Origin of the sequence: Propioniciclava sp. (genome assembly GCF_036744435.1) — a bacterium.
Taxonomy (GTDB): Bacteria; Actinomycetota; Actinomycetes; order Propionibacteriales; family Propionibacteriaceae; genus Propioniciclava.
Map to the genome: position 1 here is coordinate 16,407 of NZ_DAIOIA010000012.1, position 23,691 is coordinate 40,097.

The 23,691-nt window shown below is 71.6% G+C and carries 19 protein-coding genes; 9 read left to right on the forward strand and 10 right to left on the reverse strand.

Annotated elements, in window-relative coordinates:
- Positions 1-87: 87 nt before the first annotated feature.
- The 3 genes from V7E09_RS02960 to V7E09_RS02970 all read right to left on the reverse strand — a co-directional run bounded on the left by V7E09_RS02960 (position 88) and on the right by V7E09_RS02970 (position 3,248).
- On the reverse strand, positions 88-1,494 hold the full coding sequence (locus tag V7E09_RS02960) for a rhamnulokinase (RefSeq protein WP_324510045.1): 1,407 nt from the start codon (positions 1,492-1,494) through the stop codon (positions 88-90).
- A gap of 222 nt (positions 1,495-1,716) precedes the next feature.
- Positions 1,717-2,883: an L-rhamnose isomerase gene (gene rhaI, locus V7E09_RS02965; RefSeq protein WP_324510046.1), complete on the reverse strand. Its 1,167-nt coding sequence runs from the start codon at positions 2,881-2,883 to the stop codon at positions 1,717-1,719.
- Between the two features lie 2 nt (positions 2,884-2,885).
- Positions 2,886-3,248 (reverse strand): L-rhamnose mutarotase, encoded by a 363-nt coding sequence (locus V7E09_RS02970; protein WP_324510047.1) that lies wholly within the window; start codon positions 3,246-3,248, stop codon positions 2,886-2,888.
- Positions 3,249-3,360: 112 nt separating this feature from the next.
- Between V7E09_RS02970 and V7E09_RS02975 the strand changes: the two genes are divergently transcribed.
- Positions 3,361-4,389, forward strand: a complete 1,029-nt coding sequence (locus V7E09_RS02975) for a LacI family DNA-binding transcriptional regulator (RefSeq protein WP_324522996.1) — start codon at positions 3,361-3,363, stop codon at positions 4,387-4,389.
- A complete protein-coding gene (locus V7E09_RS02980) occupies positions 4,389-5,429 on the forward strand; it encodes an ATP-dependent DNA ligase (protein WP_324510049.1) in 1,041 nt (346 codons plus the stop codon). The genes V7E09_RS02975 and V7E09_RS02980 overlap by 1 nt, the downstream gene beginning before the upstream one ends.
- Before the next feature lie 4 nt (positions 5,430-5,433).
- Here the strand turns inward: V7E09_RS02980 and V7E09_RS02985 are convergent, their stop codons facing one another.
- A complete protein-coding gene (locus V7E09_RS02985; protein ID WP_324510050.1) occupies positions 5,434-6,708 on the reverse strand; it encodes an LCP family protein in 1,275 nt (424 codons plus the stop codon).
- Between the two features lie 80 nt (positions 6,709-6,788).
- Complete coding sequence (locus V7E09_RS02990; protein WP_324510051.1) at positions 6,789-7,736, reverse strand: asparaginase; 948 nt, start codon at positions 7,734-7,736, stop codon at positions 6,789-6,791.
- Positions 7,737-7,907: 171 nt separating this feature from the next.
- On the opposite strand from V7E09_RS02990, the gene V7E09_RS02995 reads away from it, so the two are divergent.
- From V7E09_RS02995 to V7E09_RS03015, 5 genes are all read left to right on the forward strand, one after another.
- Positions 7,908-8,636 (forward strand): hypothetical protein, encoded by a 729-nt coding sequence (locus V7E09_RS02995; RefSeq protein WP_324522997.1) that lies wholly within the window; start codon positions 7,908-7,910, stop codon positions 8,634-8,636.
- A 49-nt stretch (positions 8,637-8,685) separates the two neighbouring features.
- Entirely contained in the window at positions 8,686-9,549 is an 864-nt protein-coding gene (locus V7E09_RS03000; protein ID WP_324510053.1) for a rhomboid family intramembrane serine protease, read from the forward strand.
- 40 nt (positions 9,550-9,589) lie between these two features.
- On the forward strand, positions 9,590-10,528 hold the full coding sequence (locus V7E09_RS03005) for a DUF4031 domain-containing protein (RefSeq protein WP_324522998.1): 939 nt from the start codon (positions 9,590-9,592) through the stop codon (positions 10,526-10,528).
- 98 nt (positions 10,529-10,626) lie between these two features.
- Positions 10,627-11,856, forward strand: a complete 1,230-nt coding sequence (locus V7E09_RS03010) for a multidrug effflux MFS transporter (protein ID WP_324522999.1) — start codon at positions 10,627-10,629, stop codon at positions 11,854-11,856.
- Between the two features lie 65 nt (positions 11,857-11,921).
- Positions 11,922-14,549, forward strand: a complete 2,628-nt coding sequence (locus tag V7E09_RS03015) for an alpha-amylase family glycosyl hydrolase (RefSeq protein ID WP_324523000.1) — start codon at positions 11,922-11,924, stop codon at positions 14,547-14,549.
- Positions 14,550-14,637: 88 nt separating this feature from the next.
- Here V7E09_RS03015 and V7E09_RS03020 read toward each other — a convergent pair whose 3' ends face one another.
- Complete coding sequence (locus V7E09_RS03020; protein ID WP_324523001.1) at positions 14,638-16,665, reverse strand: bacterial Ig-like domain-containing protein; 2,028 nt, start codon at positions 16,663-16,665, stop codon at positions 14,638-14,640.
- 282 nt (positions 16,666-16,947) lie between these two features.
- Between V7E09_RS03020 and bluB the strand changes: the two genes are divergently transcribed.
- Both bluB and V7E09_RS03030 read left to right on the forward strand, forming a co-directional pair.
- Positions 16,948-18,792, forward strand: coding sequence for a 5,6-dimethylbenzimidazole synthase (bluB, locus tag V7E09_RS03025; protein WP_324510058.1), 1,845 nt, complete (start codon positions 16,948-16,950; stop codon positions 18,790-18,792).
- Positions 18,793-18,877: 85 nt separating this feature from the next.
- The gene (locus V7E09_RS03030) at positions 18,878-19,720 is read left to right on the forward strand and encodes an SDR family NAD(P)-dependent oxidoreductase (RefSeq protein ID WP_324523002.1); all 843 of its coding nucleotides are present in this window, start codon (positions 18,878-18,880) and stop codon (positions 19,718-19,720) included.
- A 33-nt stretch (positions 19,721-19,753) separates the two neighbouring features.
- Here V7E09_RS03030 and V7E09_RS03035 read toward each other — a convergent pair whose 3' ends face one another.
- From V7E09_RS03035 to V7E09_RS03050, 4 genes are read right to left on the reverse strand one after another with little or no spacing between them, the layout of a single operon-like run.
- A complete protein-coding gene (locus tag V7E09_RS03035; RefSeq protein WP_324510060.1) occupies positions 19,754-20,389 on the reverse strand; it encodes a DUF1345 domain-containing protein in 636 nt (211 codons plus the stop codon).
- A 42-nt stretch (positions 20,390-20,431) separates the two neighbouring features.
- Positions 20,432-21,676 carry a glycine C-acetyltransferase gene (locus V7E09_RS03040; protein ID WP_324510061.1) on the reverse strand — a complete coding sequence of 415 codons (1,245 nt, stop codon included), beginning with the start codon at positions 21,674-21,676 and terminating at the stop codon, positions 20,432-20,434.
- Between the two features lie 45 nt (positions 21,677-21,721).
- On the reverse strand, positions 21,722-22,759 hold the full coding sequence (tdh, locus tag V7E09_RS03045; RefSeq protein WP_324523003.1) for an L-threonine 3-dehydrogenase: 1,038 nt from the start codon (positions 22,757-22,759) through the stop codon (positions 21,722-21,724).
- Positions 22,760-22,809: 50 nt separating this feature from the next.
- The gene (locus V7E09_RS03050; protein WP_324510063.1) at positions 22,810-23,439 is read right to left on the reverse strand and encodes a hypothetical protein; all 630 of its coding nucleotides are present in this window, start codon (positions 23,437-23,439) and stop codon (positions 22,810-22,812) included.
- Positions 23,440-23,691: the final 252 nt, after the last annotated feature.

Sequence of the window (23,691 nt, forward strand, 5' to 3'; positions counted from 1 at the left end):
TCCTCAGTCCTCGGCGGGTTGGGGGCGGGGTCTGCGCCCAGGCTCATCACGCGCCGGGAGGCCAGCACGGGCTCGACGCAGGACGCATCACCTAGCGGGCACATAGGACGCCAACCGGGTTGACGCCGCCACCAAGGTGCGCACGGACGCACGATCCCCGGCCCGTCCCAGCCCGCGCGCCTGAGCCAGTACGTTCCCCAACGCCGTCGCCTCCACCGGACCCGCCACGACCGGGACGCCCGCCCGGTCGGCGGTGAGCTGACACAGCAAGGCGTTACGCGAACCACCACCCACGACGTGGATGCGCTCCACGGGGACGCCCGACAATTCGGACGCCGCCTGCACCGTCTGCGCGAAGGCCAGCGCCAGCGACTCGACGATCAGCCGAACGATCGCCGCCTGAGAGGTGGGAACCGGTAGGGAGCGGGACGTCAGCCACGCGTCGATGCGTTCGGGCATCCGTCCGGGGGCAAGGAACACGTCGTCGTCGACGTCGAGCAAGGCGACGGGCTCGGGTTCGCTCGACGCGGCCGCAAGGATCGCGACCAGGTCCACGCCGCGACCCGCTCGCTCCCATGCGCGCAGCGTCTCGGTGAGCATCCACAACCCCATGACGTTGCGCAGGAACCGGGTCGTACCGTCCACGCCGCCTTCGTTGGTGAAGTTGGCCGCGCGCGCAGCGTCGGTGAGGATCGGCGCCAGCGTCTCCACCCCCACCAGCCCCCAGGTGCCGCACGAGATGTAGGCGGCACGCTCCGGGTCCATCGGGACGGCGAGCACTGCGGCCGCCGTGTCGTGACTCGGCGCCGTGAACACCGGAACTTCGACGCCGACCTGCTCGGCGGCGGCCCCCCGCAGGACGCCGACGCGCACCCCGGGCTCCACAGGCTCGGAGAACAGCCCCCTGGGGATGCGCAGGCGTCCCATCAAATCGGCGTCCCAGGTGCGGGTGCGCGGGTCGAGCAGGCCGGTCGATGAGGCGTTGGTGACCTCGTTGATCGCCTCCCCGGACAGCCAGTAGGTCAGCAGGTCGGGGATCATCAGCAGTCGGTTCGCGCCGAGCCCAGGCGGTGCCTCCGAGGACAGTTGGTACAGGGTGTTGAACGGCAGGAACTGCAGGCCGTTGCGTCGGTACAACTCAGTGAAGGGGACCTCGGCGTGCACGCGGGCGACTCCGCGGGCGCCACGGGTGTCCCGGTAGGCGTAGGGGACGCCAATCAGCGCGTCGTCGCGGAGAAGTCCGTAGTCAACGGCCCACGCGTCCACGGCCACCCCGGCCAGGTCCCCGGCTGCAGCCGCGACGCGCAGGCCCTCGAGCGCTTCGGCGTACAGGTGCAGGAGGTCCCAGTGGAGGCCGTCGGGGAGGGCGACGGGGTGGTTGGCGAACCGGGCGACCTGCTGGAGGTCCACCCGATCGGCTCCGACGCGTCCGACGATGACGCGTCCGCTGGTGGCGCCGAGGTCGATGGCTGCGACCGCCAACTCGCCGTTCATCGCGTCCGCCGGGGGACGCGGTGGTGGTAATCGTGCGTCCGCGTGGCTCGCATGGTTCCTCCTGATCGTGTGGCTCGATGGCTCGCCCGCCACGAGTCCTCGGCGAGCTGAACCTCAGTCCTCGGCGCGCTGAAGCTCAGTCCTCGGCGGGCTGAACCTCAGTCCTCGGCGGGGTGAGGCTCAGTCCTCGGCGGGGTGGGGGGCAGTCCTCGGCGGGTGGGGTTAGGCTCCCCAGCTGGCTTGGACGCCGCCGACTCGGTCGGCTTCGATCTGCTCCTGGTAGCCCGAAGCCAGGAAGGCGGCCATCGGGTCGGCCGGCAGCCCACGGTCGACGCGCCAGGCGGCGAGCTGGGGGCGGACGTCGGTGTAGAAGGCGTCCATCAGGACCTGGTTGGCGGCGAGGACGTCACCCGAGGCCTGCGCGGACGCGAGCGCCGCCTCGTCGATCGTCAGGACGCGGGCCAGCATCTCCTGGACGTTGAGCACGGACCGGATCTGGCCGGGGATCTTGCCCTCGATGTTGTGGCACTGGTCGAGCATGAACACCACCCCGGACGCCGCGTCCAGCCCGCCGCCGCGGACCACCTCGTGCAGGATCCGGAACAACTGGAAGGGGTCCGCGGCGCCGACGATCAGGTCGTCGTCGGCGTAGAACCGGCTGTTGAAGTCGAAGCTGCCCAGGCGTCCCAGGCGCAGCAACTGCATGACGATGAACTCGATGTTGGTGCCGGGGGCGTGGTGGCCGGTGTCGAGGCAGACCGTCGCCCGCTCGCCGAGGGCGAGGCAGTGGCTGAGGGAGGTTCCCCAGTCCGGGACGTCGGTGTGGTAGAACGCCGGCTCGAAGAACTTGTACTCCAGCACGAGTCGCTGGTTGGGGTCCAAGGCGGCATAGATGTCGGCCAGCCCCTCGCTGAGGCGGTCCTGGCGGGCGCGCAGGTCGTCTTGGCCCGGGTAGTTGGTGCCGTCGGCGAGCCAGATCTTCAGGTCGGTGGAGCCGGTGGCCCGCATGACGTCGATGCAGGCCAGGTGGTGCTCGACGGCGGCGCGCCGGACGCCGGCGTCCGGGTTGCACAGCGATCCCAGCTTGTAGATGTCGTCTTGGAACGTGTTGGAGTTGATGGTGCCGATCCGGACGCCGCGTGCGGCGGCGTGGCTGCCCAGGGTGTCGAAGTCGTCGACCTGGTCCCACGGGATGTGCAGGGAGACCGCGGGGGCCAGCCCGGTGAACGCGTGGACCTGGGCGGCATCGTCGATCTTCTCGAAGGGGTCGCGCGGGACGCCGGGGGTGCTGAACACCTTGAATCGCGTCCCGGAGTTGCCATACGCCCAGGAGGGGACCTCGATCGCGAGGCCCGCGAGGGTGTCGAGCTGGTCGGGGGTCAACGGCATGGTCATTCTCCTTGGACGGCCGTCGGCAGCCCGGCGGCGGTGAGTTGGGCGTCGAGGTTGAAGATCTCGTTCAGGCGCAGGAAGCCTTGGTCGGGGGGCAGGTCGAGGTCCTCGAAGAGCTCCCCCATCTGGCTCTGCCACCGCGCATTGACGTCGGTGGCCGCCATGGCGGCCTGGGCGACGGCCAGGTCGGGCGTCTCGACGTACCCGATGAGCAGCCCGTCCTCGCGCAGGAACAGGGAGTAGTTGCCCCAGCCGGCGTCCCGCAACGCGGCGAGCATGTCGGGCCACACGGCGGCGTGGCGCGTGCGGTACTCCTCGATGCGTTCGGGCTTGACCTGCAGTTGGAAGCAGACCCGCTCCATGTTTCCGACCTCCTTGCCTGAAACGTTTCAGGATCAGTCAAGCAGCCCCCAGGAACGCGGTCAAGCGATGCGCACGGATTCCCGCCGCACGCCACTCGCTACGATCCCGGGCATGGAACATCACGGCCCGGTGGGGGTCAAGGAGGTGGCGGCGGCCGCCGGAGTGTCGGTCGGCACCGTCTCCAACGTGCTCAACCGCCCCGACAAGGTCTCCGAAGCCACCCGGGAGCGCGTCCACCAGGCCATCGACACCCTCGGCTTCGTGCGCAACGAGGCCGCCCGGCAACTGCGCGCCGGGCTGAGCAACTGCGTGGGCCTGATCGTGCTCAACGCGACCAACCCGTTCTTCAACGACATCGCCGCCGGCGCGGAGGAGGTCGCCGCCGAGCACGGCGTGGCCGTCCTGGTCGGCAACAGCGCGGAGATCGAGCAGCGCGAGGACGCCTACCTAGCGCTGTTCGAGCAGCAGCGGGTCCGCGGCGTCCTGATCAGCCCGATCGGCGCCGCCGGACCCAAACTGGAGCGTCTCGCCCACCAGGGCATCGCCGGGGTGGTCGTGGACCGCGACGTCACGGGCGGCTCCTACTCCTCGGTCTCCGTCGATGACGTCGCCGGTGGCGAACTCGCCCTGCGTCACCTCGCCGAACGCGGCCACCGCCGGATCGCCTACGTCGCCGGACCGGTCGGCCTGCGGCAGGTGATGGACCGCTTCGAGGGCGTCGAACGTGAGTCGGCACGCCACCCGGGCGTCAGCGTCGAGTTCGTACACACCAGCAACCTCGACATCGCCGCAGGCCTGCGCTCCGGCCTGGAGATCCTCGCCCGCCCCCGCGCCGACTGGCCCACCGCCCTGTTCGCCGGGAACGACCTCATCGCGCTCGGGCTGCTTCAGGCCCTCTCGGCCCGCGGCGTCAAGGTGCCGGAGGAGATGGCGCTCGTCGGCTACGACGACATCGCGTTCGCCGCGGGCGCCGCGATTCCGCTCACCTCGGTCGCCCAGCCACGCCACGACATCGGGCGGCGCGCCATGGAACTGCTGCTGGCCGCCGGCGACGACCCCGAGACGGAGACGCGCCGCGTCGTCCTGCAACCCCACCTGGTGGTGCGGCGCTCGTCCGACCCCGACGCGCCGCTCACGTGATGCTGCCCATCGCGCTGCCGCTGGACCCGATGCTCGCCCGCGCCGTCGCGGACGTCCCCGTGCGCGAGCCGGGAGCCCTCAGTTACGAGCCGAAATGGGACGGCTTCCGGTGCATCGCCGCCCGCGACGGCGACGAGGTCACACTGTGGAGCCGGTCCCGCAAACCACTCACCGATTACTTTCCCGAAGTGGCCGCCGCCTGCCGCCGCTGGCTTCCCGACCGCGCCGTCGTCGACGGTGAGATCGTCGTGCGCAGCGGCGACCCCGGCGCGCAGCGCCTGGATTGGGAAGCGCTCAGCGTCCGCATCCACCCGGCCGCCAAGCGGATCGCCCAGCTCGTGTCCGCCACGCCCGCCGAACTGGTGACCTTCGACCTGCTGGCGCTGGCCGATCTGGACCTGATGCCACTGGCTCAGCGCGAGCGGCGCGCCGCCCTGCTCGCCTTGCTCGGGGATCTGCCCGCCGACGCGGGCCTGCACGTCACCCGCGCGACCTCGGACCCAGCGCAGGCCCGCGACTGGTTCGACCGCTTCGAGGGAGCCGGGCTGGACGGCGTCATGGCCAAGCCGACCGGCGACCCGTACACCCCGGGCAAACGCGCCATGATGAAGCTCAAGCACGCCCGCACCGCTGAGGCGGTCGTCATCGGGTACGCCCGCTCCCGCACCGGGCACGGGGTCGGCTCGATCCACCTGGGGCTCTACGACGACGGCGTCCTGCTGCCCGTCGGCGGCATCGGGGCCTTCCCCGACACGGCCCGCGGGGCGTTCGAGGCGGTCCTGGAGCCGCTGGTCCTCACCGGCGCCGACGCGGACGCCGCGCCCCACCCCGGGGTGCTGACCCGGCTGGGTCCGCGCGAGTTCGTGCCGCTGCGGCCCGACCTGGTCGTCGAGGTGGCCTACGACCAGCTCGAGGGCAAGCGGTTCCGCAACACGGCCAAGTTCCTGCGGTGGCGTCCCGATCGCGAGCCCGCCTCCTGCCGCCTGGACCAACTGGAGACGGTGCCCCGCTACGACCTGGACGCGGTGCTGCGTCCCTGAGCGGTCACGCGTAGGCGTTCAGGTCGCCCTCGCCGCGCTTCATGGCCTCGAACATCGCCGCCGCCTTCTTGGTGTCCCACAGGACGCTGGACCCGGCCGACGTGTGCGCGTTCGGGTTCCCGACCGGGACGCTGAGCGTGTCGGCCTGGCCGGCACCGACCTTCATGGCGGCCGACACCAGTCCCGCGAACTCGAACGGCCCGGTGCTGTCGCCGATCGTCAGCGACTTCGACGCCGAGGAGTTGACGCCCCACCACCGCCACGGCAGCAGCACGGTCGCCGGGGAGAGGACCTTCTTCGCCAGCGCGGAGACCATCTCGCGCTGGCGCTTGGCGCGGCCCAGGTCGCCCTCCGGGTCGGCCTTGCGCATCCGCACGTAGCCGAGTGCGGTGGTGCCGTCCATCAGCTGGCAGCCCGCCGGGATATCGAGGTTGGAGTCCTTGTCCTTGATGGCGTTGGCCGGGCACATCTCGATGCCCCCGACGGCGTCGACGACGTTGACGAACCCGCCGAAGCCGACCTCGACGTAGCCGTCGACGTGCAGCCCGGTGTTCTGCTCGACGGTCTGCACCAGCAGTTTCGGGCCCCCGAACGAGTAGGCGGCGTTGATCTTGTTCTTGCCGCGCCCCGGGATCGCGACGTAGCTGTCGCGCGGGATCGAGATCAGCGCGGCCCGTCCGGATGGCGGCACGTACAGCAACATGATCGTGTCGGTGCGCTGCCCGGCGTCGCTCCCCGTCCCGAGCGTGTTCTGCTCCTCGGTCGAGAGCCCGGCCCGGGAGTCCGAGCCCGCGAGGACGAACACATGGCCGGGCGTGTCGGCGGGACGCTCGCCCGCCGGGGTCGCGTCCGCGCGGGGCATGAACGGCCATGTGGCCAGCGGGACGCCGAGCAGGTAGGCCAGCAGCACCGCGACCACGAGCAGCGCGATCCGGACGGCGCGGGGGCGCCGCGGGCGGGAAGAGCCGCCCGCCTTCTGCTTGGCGGGGACGCCTGGCGCCCCGGACCCGCCCCCGTCGCCTCGCCTGCGCGCGGCGGGTTGACTCGGTGGAAGCTCCTCCCAGGCGTCGGCCGGATGCGACGAGGCGTCACGCAGCCGGGCCCCGGAGGAGTCGTAGTGACCCACCGGGGTGGGCTGTCCGGCCTGGGGACGCGGGGACTCCGCAGGAACCTCGGGTTCGCTGCGGGGCACCGGGGACGCCGGTGACGGATCGGGCGTCTCACCGCCGGAGTAGCTGCCCCGCCGGTAGAGCCAATCCTCGTCGTCGGAGTTGCTCACCCGCACCACCGTACGGGACGCCGCTGGGGGGACACATCACGCCAGGGTCGTGCCCCTCTCCTCCGCGGGGCCCATCCGATTCAGTCGAGGACGGCCTCCACGGCCCCGACCCGGGCACCGTGACCGAGCACCGGAACGTCACCCAACGCGTCGAGGGCGGCCGGGTCGACGTCGCAGTGACGCAGGGCCGCGGCAGCGACGACGCGTCCCGCGCGAGCACCGTCGGCGATCTTCACGGCGACACCACGGCCGTCAGGCAGGCCGACCGCCACGACGGCCTCGGCCCCCTCCTTGGCGATCACGCCGGGCACCGCGGCCATCAGTTCGCTGTCCGGGCGCGATGGACCGCCGACGTAGAAGGGGAAGGAGCGCATCGCGTGGGCGACCGCCTCGGCCTCCCCCTCCTCGGCGGACGCGATCCGGCCGAAGGCCCGGGCCAGCCCGGTGAGGGCGAAGGCGTGGACGGGGGCGCCGCAGCCGTCCACCGCGGTCGCGACGATCGGCTCGGCCGCGTAGTCGCCGATCACGGCGACGACCTCGCGCTGCAGCGGATGGTCGGGGTCGAGATAGTCGGCCAGCGACCAGCCGGAGGCCACGCAGGCCCGCAGGAAGCCCGCGTGCTTGCCGGAGCAGTTCTGGGCGATGCGCTCGTCGCCGTGCCCGGCCGCCAGCCAGGCCTGCAGCGCATGCTCGCCGATGGGACGCCCTGGGGTGTTGCCCAGCGCGTCCACGGTGAGGCCCGACGCGGCCAGGCTGGCCCGGACGCCCGCCTGCTGCCAGGCCTCCCCGGAGTGGGAGGCGCAGGCCAGGGCGAGGGACTGGTCACGCAGCGGGGCTCCCGCGCGCAGCGAGGCGATGGCTTGCAGCGGTTTGAGCGAGGAACGGGGGAACACCGGGGTCGACGGGTCACCCCACGCCCGCTCCACCGTTCCGTCGGGGGCGGTGATGACCGCCACCCCGCGATGCACGGACTCGAGGAAACCCTGACGTATGACGCGCGCCAGCACCGGCGCCTCCAGCAGACTCACGGCCAGCACCCTACGCGTCCGGTGCTGCCCGCGCCCCCGACACCGACGCCCCGCGGCCCGCCAACCCATCCCGCAGGCAGGCCAGCCCGCGCCGCCGGGGAACCGGTTGCGCGCCCAACCTCTGGCAACCTGAACTTTTCCTGAGAGTCTGAGCGTGCAACCATGGAAGACATGGCCCTGATCTCTCAGCTTCGCGCGGTCGCAGCATCTGCCCTCGCGCTGGCTGTCGTCACCGGCGGCGTCGTCGCCTTCGCCCTCTCCGGCCAGACGACCGAGATCACCACGGCGGTCCCCGCCGATGTCGCCTCCGCCAGCGTCCAGCTCAGCGAGACTGAGGCGCGCGAGCTGACCACCACCAGCCGTGAGGCCGAACGCGAGGCGCTCACCACCGAGGTCAGCGACGCGGCCAAGGAGCGCTCCGCCAGCCTGTCGGCCACCGATCAGGCCATCGACAAGACGGAGATCGCCATCGAGGCCGAGTCGAAGCGCGTCGCCGCCGAGAAGGCCGCCGCGCAGATCGCCGCCACCGAGAAGGCGGCCAAGGAGAAGGCCGCGAAGGCCGCCGAGGCCAAGAAGAACGGCTACGACCCCGCCACCACCCAGCCGAAGGAGATCGCGCGCCAGATGGCGCAGAACGTCTACGGTTGGGGGGACGACCAGTTCACCTGCTACGACAACATCATCATGCGCGAGTCGATGTGGGATCCCTTCGCCGACAACCCCACCTCCAGCGCCTACGGCATTCCCCAGGCGCTGCCCGGCAGCAAGATGGCCAGCGAGGGCGCCGACTGGAAGACCAATCCGGTCACCCAGATCAAGTGGGGGCTGAAGTACATCAAGTCCACCTACGGGACGCCCTGCCAGGCGTGGTCCTTCAAGCGGGCCAACGGCTGGTACTGAGCGTGACGCCCCGTCGTCGGGCGTCCGGACTCCCGCCTAGGCTGGGCGGATGAGCAGCGACCAGGCACCGTCCGCCCCGCAGGCGCCGCTGGCCTGCGCCTACCACCCGTACCGCCCTGCCGGCGTGCGCTGCCAGCGGTGCGGGGCACCCATCTGCGGAGACTGCATGATCGAGGCGCCGGTCGGGTTCCAGTGTCCGGCCTGCGTCGCGGCGGGTTCCGCCCAGGTGCGCACCGGGCGTCCGGCACTGCGGCGTCCCGGCCAATCCTCGGTGGCCAGCTTCACCATGATCGGGATCAACGTCGCGGTCTGGCTGGCGATCACCCTCACCGGCGGCGACCTCTCGCCCCTCGCCTCCGCGCTCGGACTCAACCTCACCGCGACCTGTGACGTCGCCAGCGGCACCTACGTGGACGTCACCCCCGCGACGTGCGCGAGCGCGGGCGGGCTCTGGCTGCCCGGCGTCGCCGACGGAGCGGTGTGGAAGCTGCTCAGCTCCGGCTTCACGCACCTGGCGATCGTCCACCTGCTGTTCAACATGGTGGTGCTGGGCATGCTCGGCCCGCAGTTGGACCGGATCCTCGGCACCTGGCGGTTCCTGACGCTGTACGTGGCCGCCATCCTCGGCGGATCGGTGTTCGCGCTCGTCCTCTCGGATCCCACCACGTTCACCGTGGGCGCCTCCGGCGGACTGTTCGGGCTGATGGGCGGGCTGCTCGTCATCGCCTTGATGCGCCGGGCCGACGCGCGCACCATCATGGTCTGGATCGGCATCAACGTCGTGTTCACCTTCGTCGGGGGCGGCTCGATCTCCTGGCAGGCGCACCTGGGCGGCCTGCTGACCGGTGCCTTGACGACCTTCGTGCTGATGCGGCTCGCCGAGCGTCGCGCGCGGGCCGGGCGGCAGCTCTGAACGCGGCACGACGCGGCGGCCCGGCGCCCACCTCGCCCGGATGCCGTCCGTGATCCTGCTGGACACCGCGCGTTGGCCCGCCCACGGCCGGCTGTGGGGACACGTCGTGTCCGACGCCACCCTGGACGAACTGCACCGGTTCGCCGCGGTCGCCGGCATCCCACCTGGCGGCTTCGACCACGACCACTACGACTATCCGGCCGAGCGGCGCGCGTCCCTGATCGAGGCGGGCGCCGAACTGGTCGACTCCCGGGTGCTACTCCGTCGCCTGCGAGCGTCGGGGCTGCGCGTCCGGCCGCACGAGCGGACGCCGACGCGCGGCATCGCCACAGCCCGCCTGCGGGAACGCTGGCGGTCGCTCGCACCGCGCGCCCCCGCGCTCGGGGAGGACCTGCTCACCCGCTGGTCGGAGCCGCACCGCCGCTATCACGATGTCCGGCACCTGCTGCATCTGCTGGAGACGCTCGAAGCGCTGGGTGCCGCTGAGCCCGTCGTGCGGTGGGCCGCCTGGTTCCACGACGCGGTGCATGAGGGCCGCGCCGGAGACGACGAACGGGCATCCGCCGCGTTGGCCCGCGACGCGCTGGCCTCGCTGCTGCCCGCCGCCGACGTAGCGGAGGTCGTCCGGCTGGTTGAACTCACGATCGACCACTCCCCCGGCCCGTCCGATGCCCGGGGAGTCCAGCTCAGCGACGCCGACCTGGCGATCCTGGGGGCCCCGCGCGGGCGCTACGACGTCTACGCGCGCGACGTGCGCGCCGAGTACGCCCACGTGGCCGACGCCGCGTTCGTCCGCGGCCGGACGGCCGTACTAGAGGGACTGCTGGCCGCGCCCGTCCTCTTCGTGGGGGACGCCGCACGCGACGCCTTCGAGGACCGCGCCCGCGGCAACATGGCCGCCGAGGTGGCCCGCCTGGCCGACCCTCACGGCCACCTGGGAGCCCTCGCGCGATGGCGCACCGACGCTGCGCGCCGCTGACCCCTCGCCTCCGGCTCCACGAGTGAACGTCCGAGGCAACCACTGCCACCCGGCCTCATCCAGGCCCTGAGCGACCGTCGAATCGATACAATCTTGAAGTGACGACGCCTGACACTCCGCAGTATCGGCCGGGTCCCAAGTACGTGTTGCTGCTGGGATCCCTGGCCGCGGTCCCGGCGATCACCACCGATCTCTACCTTCCCGCACTGCCCACCGTCGGCGCCGAGCTGGGCGCCAGCCCCGCAGCCGCCCAGCTCACCCTCTCGGGCATGCTCATCGGCGGCGCGGTCGGCCAACTCGTCATCGGTCCCCTCTCGGACCGGTTCGGACGCCGGCTCCCGGTGCTCGTCGGGCTCGCCGGGCACCTGATCACCTCGATCCTGTGCATGTTGGCGCCCAACATCGGCGCCCTCATCGGGCTGCGGGTCGCCCAGGGCTTCTTCAACGCGGCCTCCTCCGTCGTCGCGATCGCCGTCATCCGCGACCGGTTCGTCGGCTCGGACGCCGCCCGGCTGCTGTCGCGGCTCATGCTCGTCATCGGCGTCGCCCCCCTGTTCGCCCCAGCCGTCGGAGGGTTCATCTCCGACCTGTGGACCTGGCGTGGGGTGTTCGCCGTGCTGGCCTTCCTGGGTCTGATCCTCGGCGTCCTGGTGTGGCGGTTCATGCCGGAGACCCTCCCCGAGGAACGGCGGCGTCCGGCGCACCCGCAGATCGTGGCGCGGGGCTACCTGGCACTCCTGAAGGACCGGCGATTCATGGCGCTGGCGGTCATTCCCGGCCTGGCGCAGGCGGTCATCATGAGCTACGTCGTCGGCTCCACCTACGTGTTCCAGCAGGAGCACGGGTTCAGCAGCCAACAGTTCGCCCTGCTGTTCGCCGTCAACGGCCTCGCCCTGGTGGGAGGCGCACAAGTCAACGCCTACCTGGTGCGGCGGGTGACGCCGCTGCGGGTGCTGCGGGCAGCCCTCCTCGTCCAGGCCCTCATGGCCGTCCTGCTCGTCATGGTCACCGCAACCGCGGCGGGCGGGATCGTGGCGCTGTGCGTCGCCCTGTGGCTGACCCTGTCCATGCAAGGGATGATCGCCGGAAACGCGAGCGTCCTGGCGCTGCACGAGTACGGGCACATGGCGGGCACGGCGGCCGCCTTCCTGGGCGCCCTGCAGGCCGGGCTGGGCGGCGTGATCTCGCCGCTGGTCGGCTTCACCGGCGGTACCGGGGTGTCGATGGTGGCGGTCATGGCGGGCTCGGTCCTGGCCGCCCTCGGCATCCTCGCCGTGGCCACGCCTGCCTACCGTCGCCGTCCGCAGGGCCCGGCCGACGCGACGTGACCTACGCGGCGGCACCGACCCGCCCGTGAGTGGTGCCGCCCCCGGACACCTGGCACGGTAGGGGCATGACTGCTCCCCTCCCGGTGTCCCCGGATCAGTGGGCCGTGGGCGCCTGGCCGCTCGGCGCCCACGTGGACCTCGCCTCCGGCGACACCACCTTCGCCGTCGCCGCACCCCAGGCGACCCGCCTCACGGTGGAGTTCTTCCCGCGCGCCCAGGGCGCCGACGCCGAGGCGTCCTTCCCGCTCGCCCAGGGCCCCGACGGCGTGTGGCGGGGCCGCTTCTCCGGCGCTCGGCACGGGACCCTGTACGGCTTCCGCGCCTGGGGCACCAACTGGTCCTTCGACCCCGACTGGACGCCCGGCTCCCTGGCCGGGTTCGTCTCCGACCGGGACGCCGACTTCAACCACCTCAACCCCAACAAGGTCCTGTTCGACCCGTACGCGCGGGAGGTGACGCACAACCCGCTCAGCCTGAACGGGAACCAGAAGATGCTCGGCTCCGGTCCGGCGGAGTTCGAGGGCCGCGCCGGGCGCGAGATCGACTCCGCCCAGGTCGCTCCCAAGGCCGTCGTGATCGAGGACGCCACCGCCACCGGCGCGAACCCCTCCTTCGCCGAAGAGGACAACGCCATCTACGAGGCGCACGTGAAGAACCTCACGCTGCACCCGAACGCCCTCACCCTGCGTGAACTGCTCGCAGGGACGCCGGGCTTCGATCACCTGCCCGACATTCCGCAGAACCTGCGCGGCACCTACGCGGGCGCCGGCCTGATGGCGCCGTACCTGAGCGCCCTGGGCCTCACGGTGATCGAGTTGCTGCCCGTCCACGAGACCGACTCCGACCAGGTGGGCGCGCACGCGGGCACCACGAACCACTGGGGCTACCAGACGCTCGGCTTCTTCGCCCCCAACCGCGACTACAGCTCCGACAAGTCGCTCGGCGGCCCCACCCGCGAGTTCAAGGAGATGGTCGCCGCCTTCCATGCCGCCGGGGTGAAGGTCTACCTCGACGTCGTCTACAACCACTCCGCCGAAGGCGGCAACTGGGACGGCAGCGCCGACGCGGCGGGCTTCACCACGCTGGGCGGCTTCGCGACGTCCGACTACTACGTGCTGAACGCGTCCGGCGGGCTGATCGACGGCGCGACGGGCACCTCCAACCAGATGAACTACTCCTCGCCGCTGTCGTGTTCCCTCGTGATGGACTCGCTGGAGTACTGGCACGGCGTCATGGGAGTCGACGGGTTCCGTTTCGACCTGGCCCCCGTACTCGGGCGCCGTCCCGCCGACGCCGCCCCGGAGGACTGGGAGGCGCAGCGCCGGTTCTTCCCCGACCATCCGTTGCTGGTCGGCATCGTCGAACTGGCGCAGCGGCAGGGCTTCGAGGTCGTCGCGGAGGCCTGGGACCTGTGGGGCTACGAGGTCGGCAACTTCCCCTCGGGCTGGGGGGAGTGGAACGGCCGGTTCCGCGACGCGATGCGCGGCTACCTCAAGGGCGACGGCAACACCGACGAGTTCATGGCCCTGTTCAACGGCGACTACGTGCACTTCCACGACAACGGCGGCCCGCACAAGTCGGTCAACTTCGTGACCGCCCACGACGGGTTCACCATGCTCGACCTGGTCAGCTACAACGCCAAGGTGAACGACCAGCCGTTCCCGTTCGGCCCCAGCGATGGCGGCTCCGACAACAACACGTCCTGGGATTCGGGCGGCGACCACGCCCTGCGGCGCACGCGGTGGCGCAACTTCTGGCTGATCACCTTCCTGGCCCGCGGCGTCCCGATGATCGTGTCGGGGGACGAGTACGGCCGCACCCAGAACGGCAACAACAACCCGTGGTCGCTGAACACGGTCGGGATGTGGAACAACTGGGCACAGGCGGGCTCCAACGATCCCACCGGCCTGCCCGTCGATCCCCAGCACCCGGACCTGCCCGGCTATCACGACAACATCGGCGTCATGCCCGACGCGACGAACGCGCTGCTCACCTTCGCCCGCTACGTGGCGCGGCTGCGCGCCCACCAGCCCAGCCTCAGGCAGCGCTCCTGGGGCGATGTCGAACTCGGTGGCAAGGACGTCTCGTACGTGTACTTCGGGACGGCGCTGGACGATCCGCCGCGTCCCGGCGACCGGCAGATCGCCGTCGCCATCGATTCCGGCGAGACCGAGGGCGACGACTTCTGGGTGCTGCTCAACATGTACGACCAGCCCGCCACCTTCGACCTGGCCGAAGCCCTGGAGGAGGACCACCAGCACGAGTGGCGCCGGATCATCGACACCTCATCGTGGGCCGAGGCCGACGGCAACGCCTGGGAGATGGACCAGGCCCAGGCGGTGACGGGAAGCTACACCGTCGAACCCTGGTCGATCGCCGTCCTGCAGGCGCATCACCCGTCCGTCACCCCGACGGAGCCGCAGCAGTTGTGGGGCCGCGGCGACGGCCTGCAGGTGGACCGGTCCGGCCGCCCCTACCGGCGCGGCATGTTCGGATCCTTCCTGGATCGGGTCCGGCGCGACAGCGTCTCGCGCATCGAGCGGCTCGCCGAGGCGATGGATCGCCACCCCGCGGGCCAGTCCCCGGCGCACAGCGCTGGCGACCCGCATCCTGCGGACGCCGCGGGGAAGCAGCCCGCATCCGAGGACGCCAGCCAGCCCGGGCCCGAAGGCGCCGCGCCGCCACGCGCCTGACCCTGGCGGGGATCACGCGAAGGGCCCCTGCGTGGGTACCGGCCGTCGGCCGGGCTCACACAGGGGGCCCTCGCTGTGCGGGCTCGGCTCAGCCGCGACGCTCCCGGCGACGCTTGCCCGCCAGAGCGGTGAGGAACGTGCCCGCGGCGGTCAGGGCGGCCCCGACGCCGACGAGTTGCGCGACGCCCTCCGCGCCGGTGAAGGGGAGGGTGTCCCCCGCGTCGGTCCCGCCGACCGGCGGTTCGCCGGACTGGTCACCCCCGGTGACGGCGGGCGTCGGCGCGTCCGGGGTCGGGCTGGGCGTCGGGGAGACGGCCGCGTCCACCCGGATGGTGTAGGCGTGGCTGTCGGAGCCGCCGCTGTTGGTGGCCGTCACCGTGAAGGAGAACACACCGCTGCCGGTGGTGGTGCCCGACAGGGCCCCGGTTGTCGGATCGAGCGTGAGTCCCGGGGGCAGCGTCCCGGTGCTGATCGCGAAGGTCACCGGCGCCGTCCCCGTGGCCGTGACCACCTGCTCGTAGGAGGCACCTTGGCTGGTGTCGGGCAGCGTGTCGGTGGTGATGACCGGCGGCACCGCCTCCACGGTGATGGTGGCCGTCTCCGACACGTCCTCCCCGCCGTGGTTCTTGATCGTGTAGGTCACGGCGTAGGTGCCCGGTCGCGTGGTGTCCACGGCGGAAGCGTCGGTCACCGTCACGGCGGCGAGGTTCACCGTTGTCCCGTCGGCGTCGATCGCCGAGACGAAGGTGTCCGCCGGCGTCCACGGGTCGCCCACGCGCAGTGTGGCGTCGGTGACGGTCAGGGCCGTCTGGTCGGCCAGAACGGTGATGGTCTTGGTGGCGGTGGCGGTGTTGCCGCGGCTGTTGCGCACCGAGAACGCCGCCGTGTAGACCCCGGGGGTCGCCTGGGCGAAGCCCCCGTCGGACACGACCTGCACCAACCCGGTGAGCGTTCCGTCCTGCACGTCGGTGGCGGTGACGCCCGCCCGCAGGAAGGCGTCGGTGTCGCCGAGGGCGTCGGTGGTGTAGATGGTGACGGCGGCGGGGGTGACCCGCAGCTGGGGAATGAAGCCGCCGTTCTGCACGACCTGGAACCGCTCCTGGGTGAAGTTCGCGTTCGTCTGCACTGCCGTCACCGCGTCGGTGTATCGCGTGGTGTAGCCGTAGGTGGCGTCCACGTCGGGGGTCGTGATGGCGAAGCCGAGAATCGACCAGGAGATCTCGAATCCGTCGTCGATGGCGAGGCTGACGCCCCCGTCGGGATTCGAGGTGACGTGGATCTGGCTGATGCTGCCGACCGGGACGAAGGCGCGGGGCGAGTCGTAGCCGGCGGGGGTGATCCAGAGGTTCGTCGGGGCGATCGTGGCGTCAGGTCCGTTCGGGACGAGCGTGATGACGCGGCCCGTGTTCGCGGCGGTCGTGTAGAAGCCCGGATCGATGACGACGTTGTTCGTCATGAGCGCCTGGTTCGGGACGAACAGCGAGGGCGCGTGCGAGCCGGACACATAGTTGTCGTCGAGGGGGGCGCCGGTGGCGCCGTACAGGCCCGCACCAGTGATCAGGTACTGGCCGTTGTAGCCGCCGTCGCTTTGGCGGGCGGTGTCGAACTGGCTCGGCGTCACCGATACCGCGGTGGGGGCGCCGTCGATGGTCGCGGTCGCGGTGATGACGTTCCCGGTCGTGGCGGTGTTCGCGGTGGCGGCGTTCACGAGGAAGACGATCGGCTGCGCGACGCCGCTCAGGTCGGCGGTCAGCCGGAACGTGACGGTGCCGGACGCCTTGTCCACGGCGAAGGTGCCGAAGTCGGTGGCGCCGTTGACGGTGGTCGCGCTGAGGTTCAGCGCGCCCGAGGTGGGCAGGCGGACGACGAGGGTGTCGCCGGGCACCATTCCGGAGTCGAGCGGGATCGTCACCGTGCTGGTGATGTTGGTGAATCCGGTGAGCGTCACGCCGTCGCCGGTCAGGCTCGTCATGACGCTCGGGAGCGGGGGCGCGGCGTCTGCTCGCAGGGGCACGACCCAGCTCGCGAGCACCATGACCGCCGCCAGGAATCCGGTGGCGAGTGTCTGAAGCGCCGTCCGCGCCCCTCGTCTCGGTTGCGACATTTCGCTCGGCATGGAACCCCTCCTAGTCATGCGATCGGGGGGACGCAGGGATGCCGCCACGGGGGTGAGATAGCGAGCAGCCCTCGGACGTTCCCCCGTCGAGCCAACGTTGCCAATCGGTAGGTTCCGTTTCCCCGCGGCCGTGGTGAGCCGGTCGCCGGAACGCTACCAAGGTGGGAGAATAGCACTTTCCAAACGTCGTTATCATCTTGGCTCGGCGCGCGCCCCCTCCCTCCCACAGGCGAGTTCCCAGCACTCGGGGACCGAAGAACCCGGCGTCACTAGGCTGCGACCATGACGCAGACCAACCCGGACACGACCGCACGAACCTGGAAGCGGCCCGTCCCGGTGATCGGCGACACGACGTCGGCGGCGGAGCGTGACGAGGCGGTCGACGGCTGGAGCCTGGGCAGTTCTGTGCAGGACGCGCTGCACCAGGTCATCGGCGCGCGACGCGACATCCGACGGTTCCGCCCCGACGAGGTCCCCGAGGAACTCCTCCGCACGGTGATCGAAGCCGGGCATGCGGGACCGAGCGTGGGCCAGTCCCAACCGTGGCGGTTCCTCGTGATCCGCGATCGGCGGACCCGGGAGCGTGCCGCCCTGATGGCCGACCGGGAGCGACTGCGGCAGGCGGCCGTCCTGACGCCCGAGCGCGCCGCCCGGCTCCTCGATCTTCAACTGGAAGGCATCCGGGAGGCGCCGGTCGGGCTGGTCGTGGCCTGCGACCGGCGGACCCCCGCGTCCGGCGTCCTGGGGCGCAACACCTTCCACGACGCCGACCTGTGGAGCTGCGCCTGCGCCATCGAGAACATGTGGCTGACCGCCCGGACCCAGGGCCTGGGCATGGGCTGGGTCACCCTGATGCGTCCCACCGAGCTGGCGGGCCTGCTGGGGCTGCCGGACGGCGTCGAGACGCTGGGGTGGCTGTGCCTGGGCTGGCCGGACGAACGACCTCCCTACCCGGGTTTGGAGCGCAAGGCCTGGTCGAAGCGGCTCCCCCTCGACGAGGTGATCCTGACCGACCGCTGGCCCGCCGATGCCCCGCAGCCGCCGGTCTCCGGACTGGCCGGTTCGGCACCGGCCCTGCCCGCGCGCGACGAGGACGTCAGCGTCGCCACCGTGGACCCCTCCTCACCGCTGTGGTCGGAGCTCGCCGCCCCCGACCAGCGCCGGATGGTCCGGGCACGCGACCGGGCCGATGATCTCCTGACGCCGCCGGGCTCGCTGGGCAAGCTCGACCAGGCCCTCGACCGGGTGGTTGCCGTGAGTGGCGAGGAGGTGACGGGCGGCACGCTCGTCCTCGTCGGGGCCGACCATCCCCTCGCCGCCCTGGGCGTGTCGGCGTTCGACGCGTCGGTGACCCGCGAGGTCATGACCGCCGCGGTGGCCGGGAGAGCGGTCGGCGTCGTGGCCGCGCGCACGGCGGGACTGGAGACGCTGATCGTCGACGCCGGGGTCACGGGCGATCCCCTCGTGGACGCGCGAGCCCACCGGCCGCTGGACGCCCGCGGAGACGTGGTCTCCGCCCCCGCCTTGAGCCGGGCCGACACCGAGCGGCTCATCGGGGACGGCCGGACGCTGGGGGCCGAAGCCGCGCAGGCCGGGCTGGTGTGCCTGGGCGAGGTGGGGGTCGGGAACACGACCGTGGCCGCCGCGCTGGCCTGCGTGCTGGCCGGGCTGACACCGGACGAGGCAGTCGGCATCGGTGCCGGGTCGGATGCGGCGATGCTCGCACGCAAGGCCGACCTGGTGGGAGCCGCGCTGGCACGGTTGGACGTCGCGGCCCTGCGCCGGGATCCGGTGGAGGCGCTGCGGCAGGTGGGCGGGCCCGAGTTCGCCGTGCTGGCGGGCGTGATCCTGGGCGCCGCCGAGGCGAGTTCGGTCGTGGTTCTGGATGGGCTCGCCACCAGCGTCGCGGCGCTGGCGGTGGTCGCAGTGAACCCCGCCGTCCAGTCCCATCTGGTCGCCGGGCAAGCCAGCCGCGAGTTCGCCCACGGGCGTGTCCTGCTCGACCTGGGCCTGGAGCCGCTGCTGACGCTGCGGCTGCGCGCGGGCGAGGGCGTCGGGGCGGTCATGGCGGCGCAGGCGATCCTCACCGGGCTCGCCGTGCGACGGCTGACCGGCCGCACCCGCTGACGGCGGGGGCCCGGGTAGGGTCGAAGGGGTCCGGGCGGCACACCTCCCCAGGACACCATCCGATCCGCGAATCCGAGGACGCATCATGGCCGACACCCCCCAGACCATCGTGATCACCGGCGCCAGCGACGGGATCGGCGCCGTCGCCGCCCGTGAGCTGGCGGCCGCGGGCCACCACGTGGTGATGGTGGGTCGCTCCCCGGAGAAGACGCATGCCGTGGCGCGGGCAGCCGGGATCGCCGACGTCCACCTCGCCGACTTCACCCACCTCGACGAGGTACGCCGACTCGCGGGCGAGGTGCGGGAACGCTATCCGCGCATCGACGTGCTGGCCAACAACGCCGGGGGGATCTTCACCGGCCCCACCCGCACCGACGACGGCTTCGAGAAGACCTTCCAGGTGAACCACCTGGCACCGTTCCTCCTCACCCATCACCTGATCGACCGGCTCCTGGACTCACGGGCGCTGGTGGTCAACACGGCGTCCATCGCCGCCCGGATGTTCAGCGCGCTCGACCTGGACGACCTCAACACCTGGACACGCTTCACCCCTAACCGCGCCTACGGCAACGCGAAGCTGGCGGGCATCCTGTTCGCCAGGGGACTCACCACCCACTACGCAGCCCGCGGGCTCACCGCGATTTCCTTCCACCCCGGCGTGGTGGCGACCAGCTTCGCCTCGGACACCACCAGCCCGCTGCGCTGGCTCTACCACACCGTCATGAAGGGGTTCCTGGTCTCCCCCGAGCAGGGTGGGGAGAACCTGCGTCGGTTCCTCGATCCGGCCCACCGCGACGACTGGCGTTCGGGCACCTACTACGACCCGGCAGGACGCCAGTCGCGGACCACCCCGGTCGCCGGGGACCTGCGCGTCATCGACGAACACTGGCGACGCAGCAGCGCGATGCTCGGCCTCACCTGGCCCTGACAGCCACCCCGCCGGCGCACGCAGCGCACGGGATCAGGTAGCGGAGGCGATCTGCAGGACGAGGTTGACGCTGCACGCGATCACGACGGCCCCCAGCAGGTAGGCCAGGAACGAATGCTGCAGGGCCAGCCGGCGTGCCCGCCGGGCGTGCAGGATCGTGTCGGAGACCTGATAGCACATCCCGATCGTGAAACTCAGGTAGGCGAAGTCGTGGTAGTCGGGATCCTCGGGCGAGTTGAAGTCGACGGCCGGCCCGGCACCGTCCCACGTGTAGTGGACGCGCGCATAGTGCAGCGCGAACACGGTGTGGACGGTCACCCACGACACCGCGACGACCCCCACCCCGACGATCGTGTCGGCCGGGACCCCGCCGCCCTTGCCCGATCCGGCGACCAGCAGCGCGCCGACGCCGAGCAGACTGCCGAGGCTGGCCAGGAGGAGAACGAGGCTGCTGGCCAACCGGCCCGGGTCTTCCGCGGTGGCGTGCGCCCGCGTCTGCTCCGGCGTCATGCGCAACGCCACGGCCCAGGTCGCCCCCGTGTAGACCAGCCCCGTCGTCATCCACCCGGCCATCGTGCCGACGAGCGGGTCGGCGGCCGCCCACACGATCGCCGCCGTCACGAGGCCGAGCAGCAGCGCCGCGCTCAACTTCCGCGCGCTGCGCCACATGGGCCCACCTCCCTCGACGGTCGAAGCATCACCCGCGGGAACCTACCCCACGCCCTGCCTCACGGCCTCCCGGGCGGCGACGAAGGCCTCCACGCAGGCGCGGACATCGTCGGTGGAGTGCGCCGCCGAGAGCTGGACGCGGATGCGAGCCTTGCCGCGTGGCACCACGGGGTAGCTGAACGGGATGACGTACACCCCGGCCCTCAGCATCCGGTCCGCGATCTCGGCGGCCAGCCGGGCGCCGTCCTCGCCGGGGAACATCACCGGGGTGATCGGGTGGGGTGGCACGTCGCCGGGCCGCGTGGCACCGCTCGGGCCGCCGAAGGGGTCGAGGTCGAAACCTGCCGCCGTCATCAGGTCCCGGAACAGGATCGTGTTCGCGATGAGCTGCTTGCGGGCCTCACCACTGGCCGCGATGGTGTCCAGGGCCGCCAGCGACCCGGTGACGACGCTGGGCGCGACCGAGTTGGAGAACAGGTAGGGACGCGCGCGCTGCCGCAGCAATGCGACGATCTCGGCGTGCGCGGACACATACCCTCCCGACGCCCCGCCGAGCGCCTTGCCGAGGGTGCCGGTGATGATGTCGACCCGGTCCGCCACGCCGAACAGCTCCGGCGTCCCGCGGCCCCCGGAGCCCACGAACCCGACCGCATGGGAATCGTCGACGAGCACCAGGGCGCCGAACTCGTCGGCCAGGTCGCAGATCTCCTGCAGCGGGGCGTACGCACCGTCCATGGAGAACACGCCGTCGGTGACGACGACGCGGGTCCTGGCCCCGGCGGACGCCTCCAGTTGGGCCCGCAGGTCGGCCATGTCGGCGTTGCGATAGCGGTACCGCGCGGCCTTCGACAGCCGGATGCCGTCGATCAGGGAGGCGTGGTTGAGCTCGTCGGAGATGATCGCGTCCTCAGCCCCGAACAGCGCCTCGAAGACGCCGCCGTTGGCGTCGAAGCATGAGCTGAACAAGATGGTCTCCTGGGTACCCAGGAAGGCCGAGATGCGACGCTCGAGCTCCCGGTGCGGGGCCTGGGTGCCGCAGATGAACCGCACCGACGCCATGCCGAAGCCATAGTCGTCCAGGCCCTCGTGGGCGGCCTCGACGATGCGGGGGTCGTCGGCCAGCCCGAGGTAGTTGTTGGCGCAGAAGTTCAGCACCTCGTGCTCGGCGTCGGTCACCCCGATCTCGGGTCCCTGCGGGGTGGTGATCACCCGTTCGCGTTTGGACAGCCCCGCGGCCTCGATCTCGGCGAGGGTGGCCGCGACCCGATGCTGGAATGCTCCGTACATCGTGCTCCTTTGCTCGGCTTGCTCACCCTAAGGACGCGTCCACCCTCAGCTCCAGTCGAGGATGACCTTCCCGCACTGCCCGGCCCGGGCCACCGCGAAGGCCTCCTCCCAGTCCTGCGCGGCGAACCGGTGCGTGATGCAGGACCGGACCGCGTTCGCGAGGGTGGGCGACGTCGACAGCATGGACGACATCACGTACCAGGTCTCGAACATCTCCCGGCCGTAGATCCCCTGGATGGTCAGCATGTGGGTGATGACGCGACCCCAGTTGATGGCGTAGTCGGACGCGGGCAGCCCGAGCATCGCGATGCGTCCGCCGTGGTTCATGTTCTCCAGCATCTCGGCGACCGCCGCCGGGGCCCCCGACATCTCCAGGCCGATGTCGAAGCCCTCCTTCATGCCGAGGCCGAGCTGCACGTCGCGCAGCCGCGTGGTCGCGGAGTTCACCACCTTGTCGGCACCGGCCGAGGCGGCCAACGCCAGCCGGTAGTCCGACAGGTCCGTGACCACGACGTTGCGGGCGCCCGCGTGGCGGGCGATCGCCGCGGCCATGACGCCGATGGGCCCGGCCCCGGTGACGAGGACGTCCTCGCCGACCAGCGGCCACTGCAGCGCGGTGTGGGTGGCGTTGCCGAGGGGGTCGAAAATGGCGCCCAGCTCGGGATCCACCCAGTCGCGGTGGCGCCACACGTTCTCCACCGGCAAGACGACGTAGTCAGCGAACGCCCCGTCGGTGTTGACGCCCAGCCCGACGGTCCGGATGCACTGATGGCGGCGACCGGCGCGGCAGTTGCGGCAGTAGCCGCACACCAGATGGCCTTCGCCCGAGCAGCGGTCGCCGGGACGCAGCTCCTTCACCTCGGCGCCAACCTCCACGATCTCGCCGTAGAACTCGTGCCCGATCGTCTGCGGCAGGTGCATCTGCTGCGCCGCCCAGTCGTCCCACTGCTGCAGGTGGAGGTCGGTGCCGCACAGGCCCGCGCGCAACACCTTGATCTTCACCTGCCAGGGCCCGCATTCGGGCTCGGGCCGATCGACCAGTTCCAAGCCGGGGCCGGGACGCATCTTCGCCAACGCGCGCATGGCCTTATCGTGCCACTTTCGCCCGGCGGCGGGGCACCCCCGCGACGGGGTCAGGCCTGCGGCGCGGCGGCGTCCGGCGAGAGGCGGCGTGGGCGGGTGCCGCGCCACCGGCGCAGGCCGGCCAGGAGCCAGCGGACCGCGAAGACAAGCGGTGAATGGCGCGAGAACAGGACCAGGACGACGGCCAGCAGCCCCAGCAGTGCGGGCAGTGCAATCCGGGAGTAGTAGGCGACCCAGCCGAGCGGCCCCCACGCCGCGTACTGCCCGGACTCCGGGCCGACCTTGGTGCCCAGCATGAGCGGCGGCGTCCACAGGTAGGCGCCGAGCAGGACGCCGAGCAGCGCACCGCAGATGGCGACCACGACGTCGCTGTAGGCGGCCGTGCCCCGGCCGGCGCGGCGCATCGACCAGCGGAAGAACAGGTGCGAGACGAACGCGGCGGCCAGACCGATCGGGATCACCCAGGGCTGCGGGAGCCGACCGGTGTCCCAGGCGAACTCGCTGTTCATCGCCATGCGACGCACCACGTCGAGGGATCCCATGACGGCGACCGCCGTGAGCGCCCAGGACGCTCCGACCGCGACGTGCGCCAGCAGCGCCAGCGCGACGTTGCCGAGCGTCGCGAGCCGGCGGGTGGTTCGCGCCGGGGCGGCGGGGGATGCGGGCGCAGCGGTCGTCACGGCGTCCATGCTAGCCCCGGAGGGGCGGCGTCCGATCAGCCGGCGGTGCCGGTGGGGGCTGCGGACGCCTGCGGGGAGGTCGTCGGGTGGGCCGTGACGGCCGCCCGCTCGGTCGCGACCGTGGTCGGGTCGGCGCTGGCGGCCGCCGCGGAGGTGGGGCTCGTCGTCGCCGTGGTGGCGCTCGGCGTGTTGGATCAGGGACGAGATCAGCAGCGGCTGCTGCATCATTTGGCCGTTCATTCGGTCTCCTTG